Source organism: Mesorhizobium sp. KR9-304 (genome assembly GCF_040049215.1).
In the GTDB taxonomy this organism is placed as follows: Bacteria; Pseudomonadota; Alphaproteobacteria; order Rhizobiales; family Rhizobiaceae; genus Mesorhizobium_K.
This window is the reverse complement of sequence record NZ_JBDZDN010000003.1, coordinates 437,633-451,346: the sequence shown is the minus strand read 5'-3', so window position 1 is coordinate 451,346 and position 13,714 is coordinate 437,633. Positions and strand designations below refer to the sequence as shown.

Annotated in this window: 15 protein-coding genes; 8 read left to right on the top strand and 7 right to left on the bottom strand. The window is 63.9% G+C overall.

The genetic code is table 11. The annotated features are described in order from the left end of the window. Nucleotides 1-67 precede the first annotated feature (67 nt). Together ABLE71_RS18370 and ABLE71_RS18365 are read left to right on the top strand one after the other, a co-directional pair. Complete coding sequence (locus ABLE71_RS18370; RefSeq protein WP_348784907.1) at nucleotides 68-1,171, top strand: sugar ABC transporter permease; 1,104 nt, start codon at nucleotides 68-70, stop codon at nucleotides 1,169-1,171. Further along, nucleotides 1,168-2,085 carry a carbohydrate ABC transporter permease gene (locus ABLE71_RS18365; protein WP_348784906.1) on the top strand — a complete coding sequence of 306 codons (918 nt, stop codon included), beginning with the start codon at nucleotides 1,168-1,170 and terminating at the stop codon, nucleotides 2,083-2,085. The genes ABLE71_RS18370 and ABLE71_RS18365 overlap by 4 nt, the downstream gene beginning before the upstream one ends. A 30-nt stretch (nucleotides 2,086-2,115) precedes the next feature. Here the strand turns inward: ABLE71_RS18365 and ABLE71_RS18360 are convergent, their stop codons facing one another. Both ABLE71_RS18360 and ABLE71_RS18355 read right to left on the bottom strand, forming a co-directional pair. Continuing rightward, nucleotides 2,116-2,916 (bottom strand): SDR family oxidoreductase, encoded by an 801-nt coding sequence (locus ABLE71_RS18360; protein ID WP_348784905.1) that lies wholly within the window; start codon nucleotides 2,914-2,916, stop codon nucleotides 2,116-2,118. Continuing rightward, nucleotides 2,913-3,242 carry a nuclear transport factor 2 family protein gene (locus tag ABLE71_RS18355; protein WP_348784904.1) on the bottom strand — a complete coding sequence of 110 codons (330 nt, stop codon included), beginning with the start codon at nucleotides 3,240-3,242 and terminating at the stop codon, nucleotides 2,913-2,915. The genes ABLE71_RS18360 and ABLE71_RS18355 overlap by 4 nt, the downstream gene beginning before the upstream one ends. 69 nt (nucleotides 3,243-3,311) lie before the next feature. On the opposite strand from ABLE71_RS18355, the gene ABLE71_RS18350 reads away from it, so the two are divergent. Beyond that, the gene (locus ABLE71_RS18350) at nucleotides 3,312-3,707 is read left to right on the top strand and encodes a helix-turn-helix domain-containing protein (protein WP_348784903.1); all 396 of its coding nucleotides are present in this window, start codon (nucleotides 3,312-3,314) and stop codon (nucleotides 3,705-3,707) included. On the opposite strand, the gene ABLE71_RS18345 is transcribed toward ABLE71_RS18350, so the two are convergent. From ABLE71_RS18345 to ABLE71_RS18325, 5 genes are read right to left on the bottom strand one after another with little or no spacing between them, the layout of a single operon-like run. Then, a complete protein-coding gene (locus ABLE71_RS18345; protein ID WP_348784902.1) occupies nucleotides 3,704-4,453 on the bottom strand; it encodes a creatininase family protein in 750 nt (249 codons plus the stop codon). The genes ABLE71_RS18350 and ABLE71_RS18345 overlap by 4 nt on opposite strands. Nucleotides 4,454-4,455: 2 nt before the next feature. Beyond that, nucleotides 4,456-5,019 carry an SIS domain-containing protein gene (locus ABLE71_RS18340; protein ID WP_348784901.1) on the bottom strand — a complete coding sequence of 188 codons (564 nt, stop codon included), beginning with the start codon at nucleotides 5,017-5,019 and terminating at the stop codon, nucleotides 4,456-4,458. Beyond that, nucleotides 5,016-6,509, bottom strand: a complete 1,494-nt coding sequence (locus tag ABLE71_RS18335; RefSeq protein WP_348784900.1) for an FGGY-family carbohydrate kinase — start codon at nucleotides 6,507-6,509, stop codon at nucleotides 5,016-5,018. The genes ABLE71_RS18340 and ABLE71_RS18335 overlap by 4 nt, the downstream gene beginning before the upstream one ends. Further along, nucleotides 6,506-7,633: a M42 family metallopeptidase gene (locus ABLE71_RS18330; RefSeq protein ID WP_348784899.1), complete on the bottom strand. Its 1,128-nt coding sequence runs from the start codon at nucleotides 7,631-7,633 to the stop codon at nucleotides 6,506-6,508. Before ABLE71_RS18330 ends, ABLE71_RS18335 begins: the two co-directional genes overlap by 4 nt. Then, on the bottom strand, nucleotides 7,630-8,442 hold the full coding sequence (locus ABLE71_RS18325) for a BtpA/SgcQ family protein (protein ID WP_348784898.1): 813 nt from the start codon (nucleotides 8,440-8,442) through the stop codon (nucleotides 7,630-7,632). The genes ABLE71_RS18330 and ABLE71_RS18325 overlap by 4 nt, the downstream gene beginning before the upstream one ends. Before the next feature lie 175 nt (nucleotides 8,443-8,617). Between ABLE71_RS18325 and ABLE71_RS18320 the strand changes: the two genes are divergently transcribed. The 5 genes from ABLE71_RS18320 to ABLE71_RS18300 all read left to right on the top strand — a co-directional run bounded on the left by ABLE71_RS18320 (nucleotide 8,618) and on the right by ABLE71_RS18300 (nucleotide 13,697). Next, nucleotides 8,618-9,640, top strand: a complete 1,023-nt coding sequence (locus ABLE71_RS18320) for an aldo/keto reductase (protein ID WP_348784897.1) — start codon at nucleotides 8,618-8,620, stop codon at nucleotides 9,638-9,640. A 102-nt stretch (nucleotides 9,641-9,742) separates the two neighbouring features. Then, nucleotides 9,743-11,281 (top strand): altronate dehydratase family protein, encoded by a 1,539-nt coding sequence (locus ABLE71_RS18315; protein WP_348784896.1) that lies wholly within the window; start codon nucleotides 9,743-9,745, stop codon nucleotides 11,279-11,281. Nucleotides 11,282-11,405: 124 nt separating this feature from the next. Further along, nucleotides 11,406-12,878: a class I adenylate-forming enzyme family protein gene (locus ABLE71_RS18310; protein ID WP_348784895.1), complete on the top strand. Its 1,473-nt coding sequence runs from the start codon at nucleotides 11,406-11,408 to the stop codon at nucleotides 12,876-12,878. 17 nt (nucleotides 12,879-12,895) lie between these two features. Then, nucleotides 12,896-13,459, top strand: a complete 564-nt coding sequence (locus ABLE71_RS18305; RefSeq protein WP_348784894.1) for a GNAT family protein — start codon at nucleotides 12,896-12,898, stop codon at nucleotides 13,457-13,459. After that, a complete protein-coding gene (locus ABLE71_RS18300) occupies nucleotides 13,452-13,697 on the top strand; it encodes an acyl carrier protein (protein ID WP_348784893.1) in 246 nt (81 codons plus the stop codon). The genes ABLE71_RS18305 and ABLE71_RS18300 overlap by 8 nt, the downstream gene beginning before the upstream one ends. Nucleotides 13,698-13,714: the final 17 nt, after the last annotated feature.

The following is a 13,714-nucleotide window of genomic DNA, read 5'->3' as shown; positions in this document are numbered from 1 at the left end:
ATTTCTTCGAGCCCCGTGCCGGATGCGGCTCCAGGGAATCCAGATAAAGCATACGCCTCGGGTAAGCATGAGCCAGGGAGATCTCCTTCACGTTGTCACGGCAGACGACATTTCCGACAGGCGAAAGCTCTTCGGCCGTGCAATTGTCTGGATTTCGGCGCTGATCCTGGCGCTGGTTGCGGCCGCTCAAACCCTCCAGCAGTTGGGCATGGCGGAGTTCGGTTTCCAAACCTGGCGGCCCACTCTCTTCGCCTACATACTTTGGGCGGTCTGCCTGTGCTGGAGCCAGGTGCTGATCAGAGGCGAGCTCGGCAAGCGCACGCTGTTCGTGCTGCCTGCCGCGCTGTTCGTCGTGTCGCTCACCGTCTTCCCGCTCCTGTTCGGGCTGATCATCGCGTTCTCGGACTGGAACCTTTCATCCCCGCTGGGCCGCCAGTTCAACGGGCTCGACAACGTCCGCCAGATGTGGAGCGACCCGTTCTACTGGAACGCGTTGCGCAACATGGTGTGGTTCAGCCTGGCGATCCTCGTCGAATACGCCGTGGCCTTCGGTTTGGCGCTGCTGCTCAACGCCGAGATTCGCGCCCGCAAATTCTTCCGCGTCGCGTTTCTGTTGCCGCTGATGCTTTCGCCGGTGGCCGTGAGCTGGATGATCGGCAAGTCCATGCTGGAGGTCCGGTTCGGACCCATCGCGCGCTTCGCGCGATGGCTGGGCTGGGACAACCCGTCCTTCTTCGGCTCCCCCGAAATCGCACGCTTCACCATCATGCTGCTCGATGCCTGGACCTTCATCCCGTTCATGATGATCATGATCCTCGCCGGGCTGCAGGCGATTCCCAAGGAGCTGACCGAAGCCGCGCGCGTCGACGGCGCAGGCCCGTGGAAGAGTTTCTGGGAAGTCACCTTCCCGCTGATGCTGCCGGTCTCGATCACCGCGATTCTCATCCGCATCATCTTCAAGCTGAAACTCGCCGACATCGTGATCACGATCACCTCGGGGGGGCCGGGCGGTGCGACGGACACCGTCACCTCGTTCATCTTCCGCGAGTACAGGGATCGTTCGAATGTCGGCTATGGCACCCTTCTGGCTATGGTGTATCTCGTGATCATCATCATCGCGATGACCATCCTTATGAAACTGGCGGAACGCTTCGCAAGGCCTCGGACATGAACGCGCCCCTTCTCAACAAGGACGAGCCGCACCTTGCGTTTCGGGCCAGCCGGTTGGCCGGCAAGACGGCTATCTACTTATTGTTGATTCTGTGGACGATCATCTGCCTCTTTCCGATCTATTGGACCATTACAACCAGCTTCAAGATGGCCCCCAACGTCATGCAGGGCGCGCTGGTCCCCTGGGTCGACTACACGCCGGCATGGCTCGGCTGGAGGTCGCTCGGCTTGTCTCCCGAAACGATCGGCGCGGAGAGCACGGTTCGCGACGAGTTCTTGAAGAGGTTCTTCAATTCAACGATCACCGCGATTTCTTCCTCCTCGATCGCCGTCGTCCTCGGCTCGCTCGCCGCCTACGGCCTGTCGCGTTTTTCCTACAAATTCGGCTACATGCGAAACTCGGACATCTCGTTCTTCTTCCTGTCGCAGTTGATCCTGCCCCCCGTGGTTCTCGCGCTGCCCTTCCTGGTGCTATACAAGCAGCTCGCGCTGCTCGACACCCGGATCGGCATCATCCTGCTCTACACGCTGACGGTGCTACCTATCGTCATCTGGATCATGCGCGATCAGTTCGAGTCCATACCAACCGAACTCGAGGAGGCGGCGCTGGTCGATGGGCTCTCCATCTGGGGAGCTTTCTTCAGCGTCATCCTGCCAATCGCCTTGCCGGGAATGATCGCCGCCTTCATTCTCAGCCTCGTTCTCACCTGGAATGAATACTTCTTCGCGGCGCTCCTCACTTCCACGCACGCAAACACCTTGCCGGTAATGGTTGCCTCGCAAACCGGCAGCCAAGGCATAAACTGGTGGTCGATGGCCGCGCTTTCCTTCGCCGCGATCCTGCCGCTCGTCATCATCGGTGTGGTGCTGGAGCGTTACCTCATCAAAGGCATGACAGCCGGCGCGGTGAAATGAAATAGGGACTGCATCCAGCAAGAGTGCGGTTCAGACGGTCGGTATCGTGCCTCCATCGATTACATATTCGCTGCCATGTATCGCGGCGGCACGGTCAGACGCCAGGAATGCCACCAGCTCTGCAACCTCCTCCGGCCAAGCGGGCCGCCCGATGGGGATGCCGCCGAGAGCGTCCATGATGCCCTGCCGCGCGGTCTCTTCATCGGTGCCGGCGCTTTCGGCTACCCGCTTCGCCAGATTTTCCGACGCAGTCGTCAGAATCCATCCCGGCGAAACGGCATTCACCCGGACCCCTTTCGGCCCGAGTTCCTTGGAAAGTGCCTTGCTGTAGTTGGTCAGCGCGGCTTTTGCGGCCGCATATGCGATCGTCGATTCATGCAGCGGCAGCCGGCGCTGGATCGATGTGACGTGAATGACGATGCCAGAACCGCGCTCGATCATCTGCGGCAGAAGCATCCGATCCAGACGGACCGCGGCGAGCAGGTTGAGATTCAGTTCGTCCTGCCAAAGGTCTTCCGTCAGCGCCGCGAAACCGCCGCCCGGCGCATGCGAACCGCCAAGGCAGTGGACGATGATGTCGAGCCCGCCGAAGCGCTCGAGCACCGCCGCCGCAACCGCCTCCGTCCCGGCCAGTGTCGCGAGATCGGCCTTGATGAAGAACGCAGGGGATTCGCGGCCAGCACCCGATCGCGCAGCGGTGGCTACGAGGGCTCCGGCGGCGCTCATCCGGCGGACGATCGCCTCGCCCGCCCCCTTGGTACCTCCGGTCACAAGCACGCGCTTACCGGCAAATTCTTGTGGATCGACGCTGAAGTTCGGTCTTGTGGTCATGCGCCGATCTCCAGATGTGAAATGCAGTCGGCATCCAGCCGAAACATGAAGTGCAATGTCGCCGGACTTCCCGGGAAATTGCCGGAAACGAGCGCGGCGACCTTCACGCGGCCGTTCTCGACCTCCACGCCGGACGGCTCTGCGGTATCGTCATATTTCGCCGTGGTCTCCTCCATCCAAGCTCGGATCGCCGCGCGGCCGCGGTGGGTGTGGCTTTCGTCCTTGACGATGGCGCCTTCGGCAAATGGCGCCAGCGCGGCATCGATGTCTTTGCGGTTCTTGGCTTCGAAGTAGGCATCCAGGGCCGGATAGCCGGTTGTGAGCATGGAAATTCTCCGTTGCGATTGGGCGGTGCCGCCCTTGTTCCGCAAGGGAGATGGAGCTAGGCTGAAAAAATGACAAGAACCGACGTAAAAGTAAGGTACTTACCCGAAAGTAAGGTGCTCTATCCGACCCCTGTCTCTGCGGCGAGCGGTGTCGAAAGCGCTCTGCGCATTCTCGAAGGCCGCTGGAAGCTGGTGATCCTGTTTCACCTCTTCGGCGGCAAGGTTTTGCGGTTTTCGGACCTCGAGCGGGCGATCCCGGCGATCTCGCAAAAGATGCTGATCCAGCAACTGCGCCAAATGGAGGCGGACGGCATCGTGCGCCGCACTGTCTACCCCCAGGTGCCGCCCAAGGTCGAATACCACCTCACCGACTGGGGTCAGGCGCTCTGCCCTGCCCTCGACGCCTTGCTGCAATGGGCGGCATCGCGCGAAGAGATCGCAAGCGGAGCCGTCGAGAGCACTTAACCGGCTGGTGCAAGCAACGTCCGCAACCGCTTCAGGATCAGTGCTACGCCCTTCGCCCCAAGCTCGGCGCTCGCGTCCTTTGCCGTCGCCGTATACCAGCCGGTGTTGTCGCCTAGCTTCGCCATGTCCACCGCCTCGGGGCAGAGCGCCAACATCAGCGAGGTCTCGCCCTGCCCCGCATGGTCGAAGGGATAGTCGGCCATGGTCTCGGAACTCATCAGCGAATGGATGCGAATCCAGTTGAACGGGTTCCGCCCGGCCTCGTGCTCGGCGTAATATGCCGCCATCTTCTCGTCGCCCCACCAGCCCTCGCCGCTCTCGCGTTCGAGGAAGCGGAATATCGCCTGCCGTCCCGCCGACTTGAACGCCAGGTCGGTCGGCATGCCCGCGGCGAAGTTTTCGGTTTGGTGGTGGATGATCGCATGGATGTTGCGGAAACCGACCCTGAGAAGGCTGTGGAACAGCGCCTCGGCGAACGGCGCCAGCACGTTGCCGCCGACCTGCACGGTGCCGGTGCCTTCCGGCGGCGCCACCGCGTAGCTTGCCGCGCCATAGTAGAATGGCGGCAGGATGACGAGGTCCATCTCCGGTTCGATCAGTTCGAGCGTCTTGATGACGGCCAGCGTGTCCATGCCGACGCCCATATGCTCACCGTGATATTCCAGCACCCCGAGCGGCAGAACGACCGGCCAGTGCTCCGCGATCGCCTTGCGGATTTGATGGGGCAGCATCAGTTCGTAGCGCATGGCTATTCCATGTTCGTGTGCCGGGCGCGCATCGCCTCCGGCGACACGCCCAACATGTCCTTCAGTCTCAGCACCATGATCTCGAAGAGCAGGAACAGCGCGCCCTCGAAGACCGAGCCCATCGGAAGCACCGACGTCATTTGCGGCCCCTGATCGTCGGCCATGGTCTGCGCCGGCACGACCAGCATGAAGTCGGCAAGGTCGGCGGCACTCCCCTTCGGCTGGGCGGTGACGAGCAGGTTTTTCGCCCGCGCGCCGTGCGCGACCTTCATCAAGGTCAGCACTGTCGCCGTTTCGCCCGGCCCCGAACTCGCGAAGAAGACATCGTTGTGCCTGAGCGCCGGAGTCGTCATGTCGCCGACCACCGAGACGGGCAGGCCGAGATGGAAGAGCCGCATGGCGAAGCCCTTCATCTGCAATGCCTCACGGCCGCAGCCATAGACGACGATCTGCCTCGCCTCCGCCAGCATGCGGCAGGCGTGGTCGATCGCGCCCTGGTCGATGCGCGCCAGCACGGCGCCGAGTTCGCCGAGAGCCTTGCCGAAAAGATCGTTCTCCATCGTCATGACAGTTCCGCCATCAGGTCGCGATTGCGTTCATAGAGTTGCCGGAAGATGCGGTATTGCCGCCGGTAGACGGCGCGGTTCCCGCGGTCGGGGACGATGCGCCGCGCTTCCGGATTCCAGTCGCGTATCTCCTTCTTCTTCACGTCGCCGACAGCCAGCGCCGCCAGGAAGGCGTCGCCATAGCTGGCGCCCACCGTCTTTGCGCAAACGGTCTGCGCCAGGCCGGAAACGTCCGACGTTGCCTGCGACCACACACGGTTCCTTGTGCCGCCGCCGACGGCCAGCAGCTTTTTCGGCATCTCGCCGATCTCCCGGTAAGTCTCGACGATATGGTTGGTGCCGCAGGCGATGCCCTCGAGCAGCGCGCGGTAGAGGTCGCCGCGGGAATGCGTCAGGTTGAGCCCGAAGATCGCGCCCTTGGCCTTGGCGTCGTGGATCGGCGTCCGCTCGCCCGAAAAATAGGGCAGCATCACGAGCCCCTTGGCGCCGGGCGGCGACGCCTCCGCCTCCTTCGCGAGCTTTGCGAAAGCTTGGTCGGGACCCAGTTCGCGCGCGGCAAGGTCTCGGAACCAATGGGTCAGCGTGCCACTCGTCGCCAGTCCCGCCATCGAGGCGTGCTCGCCTGGAAACAGCCAGGGCGCATGCCAGAGCCGCGCATCGGCGATGCGTTTCCTCGACAGCATGATCGTGAAGATGGTCGAGCCGTACATGACCATCATGTCGCCCGGCCTGACGACGCCGACGGAGAGTGCCTCCGCCGCCGCGTCGATCGTGCCGGCGATGACCGGCGTGCCCTTGGCAAGTCCGGTCGCGAGCGCCGCCCTCGCCGTCACTTCTCCCGCGATGTCGGTGGTCCACGTCACCCGGGGCAGCCGCTCGGGTTCGATGATGTCGGGCGCGAGCTCCGTGCTCCAGCCCTGGCGATCAATCAGGTAGAGCGGCGAGAAATTGGCCGCCGAATAGTGGTCGATGACGCACTTTCCGGTCAGCTTCTGGACCAGATAGGTTGTCGAGGTGACGATCCTGGCTGCCTTGCGAAAGATGTCGGGGCGGTTCTTCTTCAGCCACAGTATCTTCGGGCCGACAGACTGCGAGGTCAGCGCATTGCCGCAGCGGTCGAGTATGCGTTCCGGGCCGATCGCAGCGTCAAGCTCCTCGATTTCCGTCGCCGCGCGCGTATCGACGCCGTAGAGCGCGGCATTGGACAGCGCCTCGCCCTCCCCGTCGACCGGCAGCATGCACGGGCCGATGGCGCTTGTCCCGACGGCGCGGATCGTCTCGGGCGCAATGCCGCTTTCGGCGAGCATCTTCCTGCTGATGAAGGTGAAGTCGCCCCACCAGTCCTGTTTCGGGCGATGCTCCGCCCAGCCGGGCCGCGGCACCAGCATCCTGTGCGGCTTCGACGCGCTGGCGACGATGCGCCCCTTCTCATCGACGATCACGCCCTTCGATTCGAAGGTGCCTATGTCGATGCCGAGATAGTGCCTCATTCGTAGTCGTCTCGGTCGAGGCTGAAGCCTGCGTCGATCCGGCCGATCCCCTCGACCAGCAGCATCGTCAGGCGTTCGAGGTCGCCAAGGTCGCAGACTTCGAGCGAGGAGTGCGAGTAGCGCATCGGGAAGCCGAGATCGATCGAGGCGACGCCCTGGCCGACGAGTTGCACATAGGATGAATCGGTGAGCGCGCCGGTATGCGCGCTGCGCTGCAGCGGCACGTCGAGGGCCTTCGCGCTCCGATCGAACAGCGCCACCAGCGCGGGATGCGGGATCGTCCCATTGAGGGTACCGCGGCCGTGGAAGGAATACATGCTCATGGCCGGACCGCCGCCGAGCCTGACGTCGCCGCGATAGCCCATGTCGGGCGTGTCGGTCGCAAGCAGGAGGTCGAGCTGGATCGCGATGTCGGGCTGCAGCACCTGCGCGGCCGTCAACGCCCCGCGCAGGTTGAACTCCTCCTGCACCGAGAAGACGAAATGCAGCGTCGGCCGTGTGCCCGTCGTCATCAACTGGCGCGCCGCTTCGACGATAACAGCGCAACCGGCGCGGTCGTCGATCGCCGTGCCGGCGACGCGGTCTGGCGACAGCTCGACCCAATGCGGCCGGTAGACGACCGGCGACCCCACATCGACGCCCGCGGTGGCTGCCTCCCCCGCGCTGGCGAAGCCTGCGTCGATATAGAGGTCCTGGTAGGGAACGACCCTGTATTTCTCCTCCGGCGTCGTCGCGTGGTGGCTTTTGTTGGCGATCACGCCCGGCCGGTCGCGCCCCTCGCCGACGCAGATCAGCACCTCCTGCGACGCCAGCGCGCGCTCCGGAACGCCGCCGAGCCGCTCGAACCGCAGAAACCCGTCCGGCTCGATCTTGCGCACGATGAAGCCGAGCTGGTCCATGTGCGTGAACAGCATGACCGAAGGCGCGCCTGGCGTTCCGTCGAGGGTGGCGATCAGATTGCCCAGCCTGTCGGTGCGGGTCGCGAGGCCGAGCGCCTGCAACCGGCCCGCAAGATGCCGCCGCACCCTGCCCTCATATCCGGACAGGCCGGGGATCAGCATCAGCTCGCAAAGCAGCGTCTTCAGCCGCCCCCTCGCCTCGCCGGACAGCGCCGCGCCGCTCATAAGCCGCGCGCCGTGCGCGCGAGGCGCATGAACTCGGACGCGCGGTCCGGGTCAACCGGCTTCCATGTGTCGCCGTCGACCTTGAGCGAGGAGCCGACAATGCAGCCATCGGCGATCCGCAGCACGTCCGCGACGGTTGCATGTTTCACGCCCGTGTTGGCGAGAACCGGTGTGTCGGGCAACACCTTCTTCACTGCCTCGAGGTCGCTCAATGCCGCCGCCTCGCCGGTGATCTGCCCGGACACGAGGATGGCGTCGGGAATGCTGGAGAACACCGCGCTGCGCGCACGGTCGGGCAGGCTGCGCTGGTCGAGCGAATGGGCGAATTCCGCTGACACATTGTAGAGCAGCGCGAGGTCCTGCCGGTGCAGGCGGTCGCGGTAGCGCATCGCCTTGCCCGCGTCGGGCGTCCACGGCCCCATGTCGGAAGCATAGGCGCCGGTGAATATCTCGCGCACGAAGGCAGCGCCCGTCGCCGCGGCAAGCGCGATCGACGACATGGGGTCCCACAGAACGTTGACGCCGAACGGCACGGTTATCTTGTCGCGCACCCGGCCGATCGCATAGGCCATGGTCGCCGTCGAGGCCGTATCGACATCGAACTCGTAGGGCCGATCGTTCTCATTGCCGAACATGATCGCGTCGAAGCCGGCCTTCTGCAGGGCGTCGATGTCCCGGCCGATGCCGTCGATGAGACCGTCGAGCCCGCGCTCGGCGTCGAATAGCGGCGCTCCGGGCAGCGCGCCGAAGTGCACCATGCCGATCACAGGCTTGCCGTTGCCGAATACGCGCCTGAATTTCTGCGTCACTGGCCCTCCCCATATGTTTTCATGGATGCTAGCAACCGCCGGAATCCATGTCCAACGGATAGCCCTGCTGGCCGAGTGAATTTGGTGAACAGGGCGAATTCGCTGGACCGGCGGGAGTCGAATTTGCATCATCCGGCGCAATCGCGCCGAAGGCATCCAAGACGGAGGAGCGTCCATGAAAACCAGGCATTGGGACCGCATCGGCAATGGCGGGCTGACCTTCACCGAGCTCGGCTTCGGAACCGCGCCGCTCGGCAATCTGTACCGCGCGGTTTCCGACGAGGACGCCCAGGCGACGCTTCAGGCCGCATGGGACGGCGGCTTCCGCTACTACGACACCGCACCGCTTTATGGGCTCGGCCTTTCGGAAACCCGGCTCAACCAGTTCCTGCGCGGCAAGAAGCGTGACGAGTATGTGCTTTCCACCAAGGCTGGACGTCTGCTCCAGGTTTGTCCGCCGGAGCAGCGCACCGGCATCGGCAAGTTCTTCGACACGCCGTCGCGCCGCGAGGTCTACGATTACAGCTACGACGGCGTGATGCGCTCCTTTGAGGCTTCCTTCGAGAGGCTGGGCGTCGACCGCATCGACATCCTTTTCGCGCATGACCTCGACATCTTCACGCATGGGTCCAAGGAGGCATCCGACGCTCGCATCAACGAATTCATGCGCTCCGGTTATTACGCGATGCTCGCGCTGCGCGACCAGGGCGTCATCAAGGCGTTCGGCGGCGGCATCAACGAGTGGGAAGTCTGCCAGACGCTCGCCGAACGCGGCGATTTCGACCTCTTCCTGCTGGCAGGGCGCTACACGCTGCTCGAACAGGAAGCCTTGCAGTCGTTCCTGCCGCTTTGCGAGAAGCGCGGCATCGGCATCGTGCTCGGCGGGCCCTACAATTCCGGCATCCTGGCCACCGGCCCGAAGCCCGGCGCCTACTACAATTATTCCGAGGCGCCCAAGGAAATCCTGGACCGCGTCGCCAGGATCGAGGCTGTCTGCAAGCGCCACGGCGTCGCGCTGATCGAGGCCGCCTTGCAGTTCCCGGCACTCCACCCTGCCGTGGTCGCGCTCATTCCAGGCGGCCAGCGGCCCGAGGAAGTGAAGAGCAACCGCAAGATCCTCGACGCAAAGATCCCGCCAGCGCTATGGGCCGATCTCAAGGCCGAGGGCTTGATGCGCAAGGATGCGCCCACCACCTGATGGAAAGCCCGACCCCTGGGCGGGAACTAGCCGGACAAAGGATTGGTAGCGCTGCCAACCGCGCTGCTGTAAATGGTCAGGCCCAAACTTGGAACGATTTGAATGCTAGAGAAAGTAGCCAGGACTCTCCGTCTGAGCGAAGAAGACAACGTCGTCGTTGCCACCGAAAGGACCGAGCCCGGCTCGACGATTGCCCCAGGCATCGCCGCGCGTCAGCGCATTCCGTTCGGTCACAAGGTCGCCATCCAGCCGATCGCAAAAGGCGAGCCGGTCACGAAATTCGGCCAGATCATCGGTTTCGCCAGCCAGCCGATCATTCCCGGCGACTGGGTCCACGAGCACAATTGCGACATGGGTCCCGAGCATGGCGCCTTCGAGCGCGACTACCAGATCGCCCAGGCCGCGCGCCCGGAAAACATCCTTCCGGTCGAGGAACAGGCCACTTTCCAGGGTTTTCGCCGCGCCAACGGCAAGGCCGGTACGCGCAACTATGTCGGCATCCTGACCTCGGTGAACTGCTCGACCACCGTCGCCGGGTTCATCGCCAAGGAGATCGAGCGCTCCGGCATCCTCGACGACTATCCCAACATCGACGGCATCGTTGCGCTGAAGCAAGCCAATGGCTGCGTGATCGACTATCGCGGCGTGATCTTCGACACGCTGAAGAAGACGACCTGGGGTTACGCGACCAACCCGAATATGGGCGGCGTGATCATGGTCGGCCTTGGCTGCGAAGGCTTCCAGATTCCGCGCTTCAAGGAAGCCTATGGCGTTCAGGAAAGCGAAACGTTTCGCACCATGACCATCCAGGAGGTCGGCGGCACCAGAAAGACCGTCGCGGCCGGCGTCGAGGCGGTCAAGGCGATGCTCCCCACCGTCAACAAAGCCAGGCGCGAGACGCTGCCAGCCTCGGAACTGATGCTGGCGCTGCAGTGCGGCGGCTCCGACGGCTATTCCGGCATCACCGCCAACCCGGCGCTCGGCGTCGCGGCCGACATCCTGGTCAGAAACGGCGGCACGGCCATCCTTTCCGAGACCCCGGAGATATACGGCGCCGAACACCTGCTCACCCGGCGCGCTAGGAACCTCGAAGTCGGCGAGAAACTGATCGAGATCATCCACTGGTGGGAAGACTACGCCGCCCGCAACAACATGGAGATGAACAACAATCCGTCGCCCGGCAACAAGCTCGGCGGATTGACGACCATCCTCGAAAAGTCACTCGGCGCGGCGGCGAAGGGCGGCTCGACGACGATGAACGCCGTCTACCACTACGCCGATCCGGTGACCGAGAAGGGTTTCGTGTTCATGGACACGCCCGGCTACGATCCCGTGGCCGCAACCGGCCAGGTGGCTGGCGGCGCCAACATCCTTGCCTTCACGACCGGCCGCGGCTCCGCCTATGGCTGCAAGCCCACGCCGTCGATCAAGCTCGCCACCAACACGCCGATGTATGAGCGCATGATCGACGACATGGACATCAACTGCGGCGACATACTCGACGGCGTGACCCTGCAGGAGAAGGGCGAGGAGATTTTCAAGGAAATCCTCGCGGTTGCGTCAGGCAAGAAGACCAAGTCGGAAGAGCTTGGCTACGGCGACAACGAGTTCGTGCCCTGGCAAATCGGCGCGACGATGTAGGCTCGGCGTCCTGCGCTCTGCCTGATTCCTTGCACAGGCGCCCCTGCATGCCCCGTTCCTCGGACTTGCGGATCGGCTTGGTTTGAGGCAATCGAGGTCAGCCCGAACCTTGCTGGAAAGTCCATTGACCAAAGCCTCCGTGGCAGCCCTGCTTCCCGCCATCGTCGCCGCTCTCCCGGAGACCGCGCAACTCATCGATGTGCGCTCGGGCAAACGCCATTCGCGGGACGCGATCTGGCAGACCGTGTGTGAACGCGCCGTTGCGCTCGCCGCAAGCGGCATCGAACGCGGCGACACGGTGGTCGTCGGCCAATCCGACGGGGCCGAATTCATTCTCGACGTGTTTGCTGCCTGGACTGCCGGCGCGGTTGCAGTGGCTGTCAATCCCAGGCTCACGCCCGACGAACAGAGGCGCGTCTTGGCCTCCACCGGCGCGAGGCTCTGGCTCGGGCCGGTCGCCTGCGAGACGCCGCTTCGCCTGGTCGAGGACAAGCCGGCCGATCTCGGCGTCCTCGCCAGCCGCGCGCTTGGCCTGGACGTTCCGGCCCTGATGCTGATGACTTCGGGCACAACCGGCACGCCGAAGGGCGTCGTCCACAGCCTGCGTTCGCTTTCCGCGAGGCTCGCCCTCAACATCGACGCCATCGGCCTGCCCGATCTCGCGCGTACGCTCAACGTGCTTCCGGCCTTCTTCGGCCACGGCCTCATCGGCAATTGCCTGACCGCGCTTGCCGGCGGCGGCGCGCTTCACGTGTGGACAGGCCCGGATGTCGCCGAACTTCGCGATCTCGCGGACTTCATCGATCGTGAAAAAATCACCTTCATGAGTTCGGTGCCATCGTTCTGGAAGATCGCGATGCGCATGTCTGAGGGTCCGAAACATCCGCTCGCCCGCGTCCATGTCGGTTCGGCGCCGCTTTCGCTCGAGCTTTGGACCGAGATCGGCCGCTGGGCCGGAACGAAGCGCGTCTTCAACATGTACGGCATGACCGAGACGGCGAACTGGATCGGCGGCGCTTCGCTCGAAGACCCGGCCGCGGGTGACGGCCTTGTCGGCCGCGCATGGGGCGGCAGCTTCGGCGTGCTCGGCGAGGATGGCGAGGTTCGCCAGCGCGGTTCGGGCGAAGTCGTCTTGAACTCGCCTTCGATCATGCTCGGATTCCACGGCATGGCCAACAAGACCTCTGAAGTCTTCCATGGTTCCTGGTTCAGGACCGGCGACATCGGCGAGATCGACGCCGATGGGCGGCTGTTTCTAGTCGGCCGCATCAAGAACGAGATCAACCGCGGCGGCATCAAGGTGCCGGCCGAGGAAATCGACATGCTTCTGGAGCGCCACCCCGACATCGCGGAAGCCTGCGCCTTCGGCTTGGCCGATCCTGTCTCGGGCGAAGCCGTGGCCGTCGCGATCGTGATGCGCGAAGGCGCGCAGGCAAGCGACGAGGCGATCAAGGAATGGTGCCGCAAGCACATCCGCGCCGAGGCGGCGCCGTCCCGGATCTTCCGCCTCGCAGAGATACCGCGCAACGAGCGCGGCAAGATCGTGCGAAGCGTCGTGCGCGAGACAGCGCTTTCGTTGCGGGCAGCCGCCGAATAATGGCGAAGTCTCATCCCATGCGGCAACGCCTCGAGACGGAGCGCTTCGTCCTGCGCCCGCTCGGCCGCGTCGAGGCGTTCCGCATCGGCCGCGGCAACTGGAACCACGATCCGGAGATCATGCGAAACCTCATCCATTCTCCCAAGCCGCTCAACCCGTGGCGGTGGCTGAGGAAGATGGTCTGGGTGAACGGAAAATCGAAATTCTCCCACGCCATCGAGCCGAAGGAAGGCGGCGCGCCGATCGGCGTGCACGGCATGACGCTGCAGAAATACCGCAGCGCCACGCTCGTCGTTGCCGTTCACGACCGGGAATGGTGGGGCCAGAAGGTCGTCGCGGAGGTTCGCAAGGCCGTGATCGACCATGCCTTCGAGAACAAGGTCATCGATCGCCTGTGCTGCACGGTGCAGGCACGCAACGCCGCGTCCGTTTTCAATTATAAGAAGCTCGGCTTCAAGCATGTCGGCACGCTGCACAATGCGCAGTGCGATCCAGTCAGCGGGGAGCTGTTCGACACGCTGATCTTCGAACTCCTGCGCGCGGACTGGGAAAAGCAGAGGAAGCTCACGCCGCATGCCTGAAGCTGCCGAACTCAAAGCGCGCAAGACGATTTCCGATGCGCTGAAGTGCTCTCTCGACGCGGTCGGTCCCGATGCGGATGTCCAGACCCTGCCGCAATGGGACAGCATCGGCCATATCAACATCATCCTTGAAATCGAAACCGAACTCGGCCGCAAGCTGTTGCCGGAAGAGATAGCCGGCATCAGCTCGGTTGCGGACGTGGCGCGGCTCTACATGCACCAGCCGGCGTCGGCATAAATACAGAAAACGGGGAA

What these genes read in the sequence shown, in the direction of transcription:
- ABLE71_RS18370 (WP_348784907.1), top strand. Translation starts at nt 68, where the DNA reads ATGAGCCAGGGAGATCTCCTTCACGTTGTCACGGCAGACGACATTTCC.
- ABLE71_RS18365 (WP_348784906.1), top strand. Translation starts at nt 1,168, where the DNA reads ATGAACGCGCCCCTTCTCAACAAGGACGAGCCGCACCTTGCGTTTCGG.
- ABLE71_RS18360 (WP_348784905.1), bottom strand. Translation starts at nt 2,916, where the DNA reads ATGACCACAAGACCGAACTTCAGCGTCGATCCACAAGAATTTGCCGGT.
- ABLE71_RS18355 (WP_348784904.1), bottom strand. Translation starts at nt 3,242, where the DNA reads ATGCTCACAACCGGCTATCCGGCCCTGGATGCCTACTTCGAAGCCAAG.
- ABLE71_RS18350 (WP_348784903.1), top strand. Translation starts at nt 3,312, where the DNA reads ATGACAAGAACCGACGTAAAAGTAAGGTACTTACCCGAAAGTAAGGTG.
- ABLE71_RS18345 (WP_348784902.1), bottom strand. Translation starts at nt 4,453, where the DNA reads ATGCGCTACGAACTGATGCTGCCCCATCAAATCCGCAAGGCGATCGCG.
- ABLE71_RS18340 (WP_348784901.1), bottom strand. Translation starts at nt 5,019, where the DNA reads ATGACGATGGAGAACGATCTTTTCGGCAAGGCTCTCGGCGAACTCGGC.
- ABLE71_RS18335 (WP_348784900.1), bottom strand. Translation starts at nt 6,509, where the DNA reads ATGAGGCACTATCTCGGCATCGACATAGGCACCTTCGAATCGAAGGGC.
- ABLE71_RS18330 (WP_348784899.1), bottom strand. Translation starts at nt 7,633, where the DNA reads ATGAGCGGCGCGGCGCTGTCCGGCGAGGCGAGGGGGCGGCTGAAGACG.
- ABLE71_RS18320 (WP_348784897.1), top strand. Translation starts at nt 8,618, where the DNA reads ATGAAAACCAGGCATTGGGACCGCATCGGCAATGGCGGGCTGACCTTC.
- ABLE71_RS18315 (WP_348784896.1), top strand. Translation starts at nt 9,743, where the DNA reads ATGCTAGAGAAAGTAGCCAGGACTCTCCGTCTGAGCGAAGAAGACAAC.
- ABLE71_RS18305 (WP_348784894.1), top strand. Translation starts at nt 12,896, where the DNA reads ATGCGGCAACGCCTCGAGACGGAGCGCTTCGTCCTGCGCCCGCTCGGC.
- ABLE71_RS18300 (WP_348784893.1), top strand. Translation starts at nt 13,452, where the DNA reads ATGCCTGAAGCTGCCGAACTCAAAGCGCGCAAGACGATTTCCGATGCG.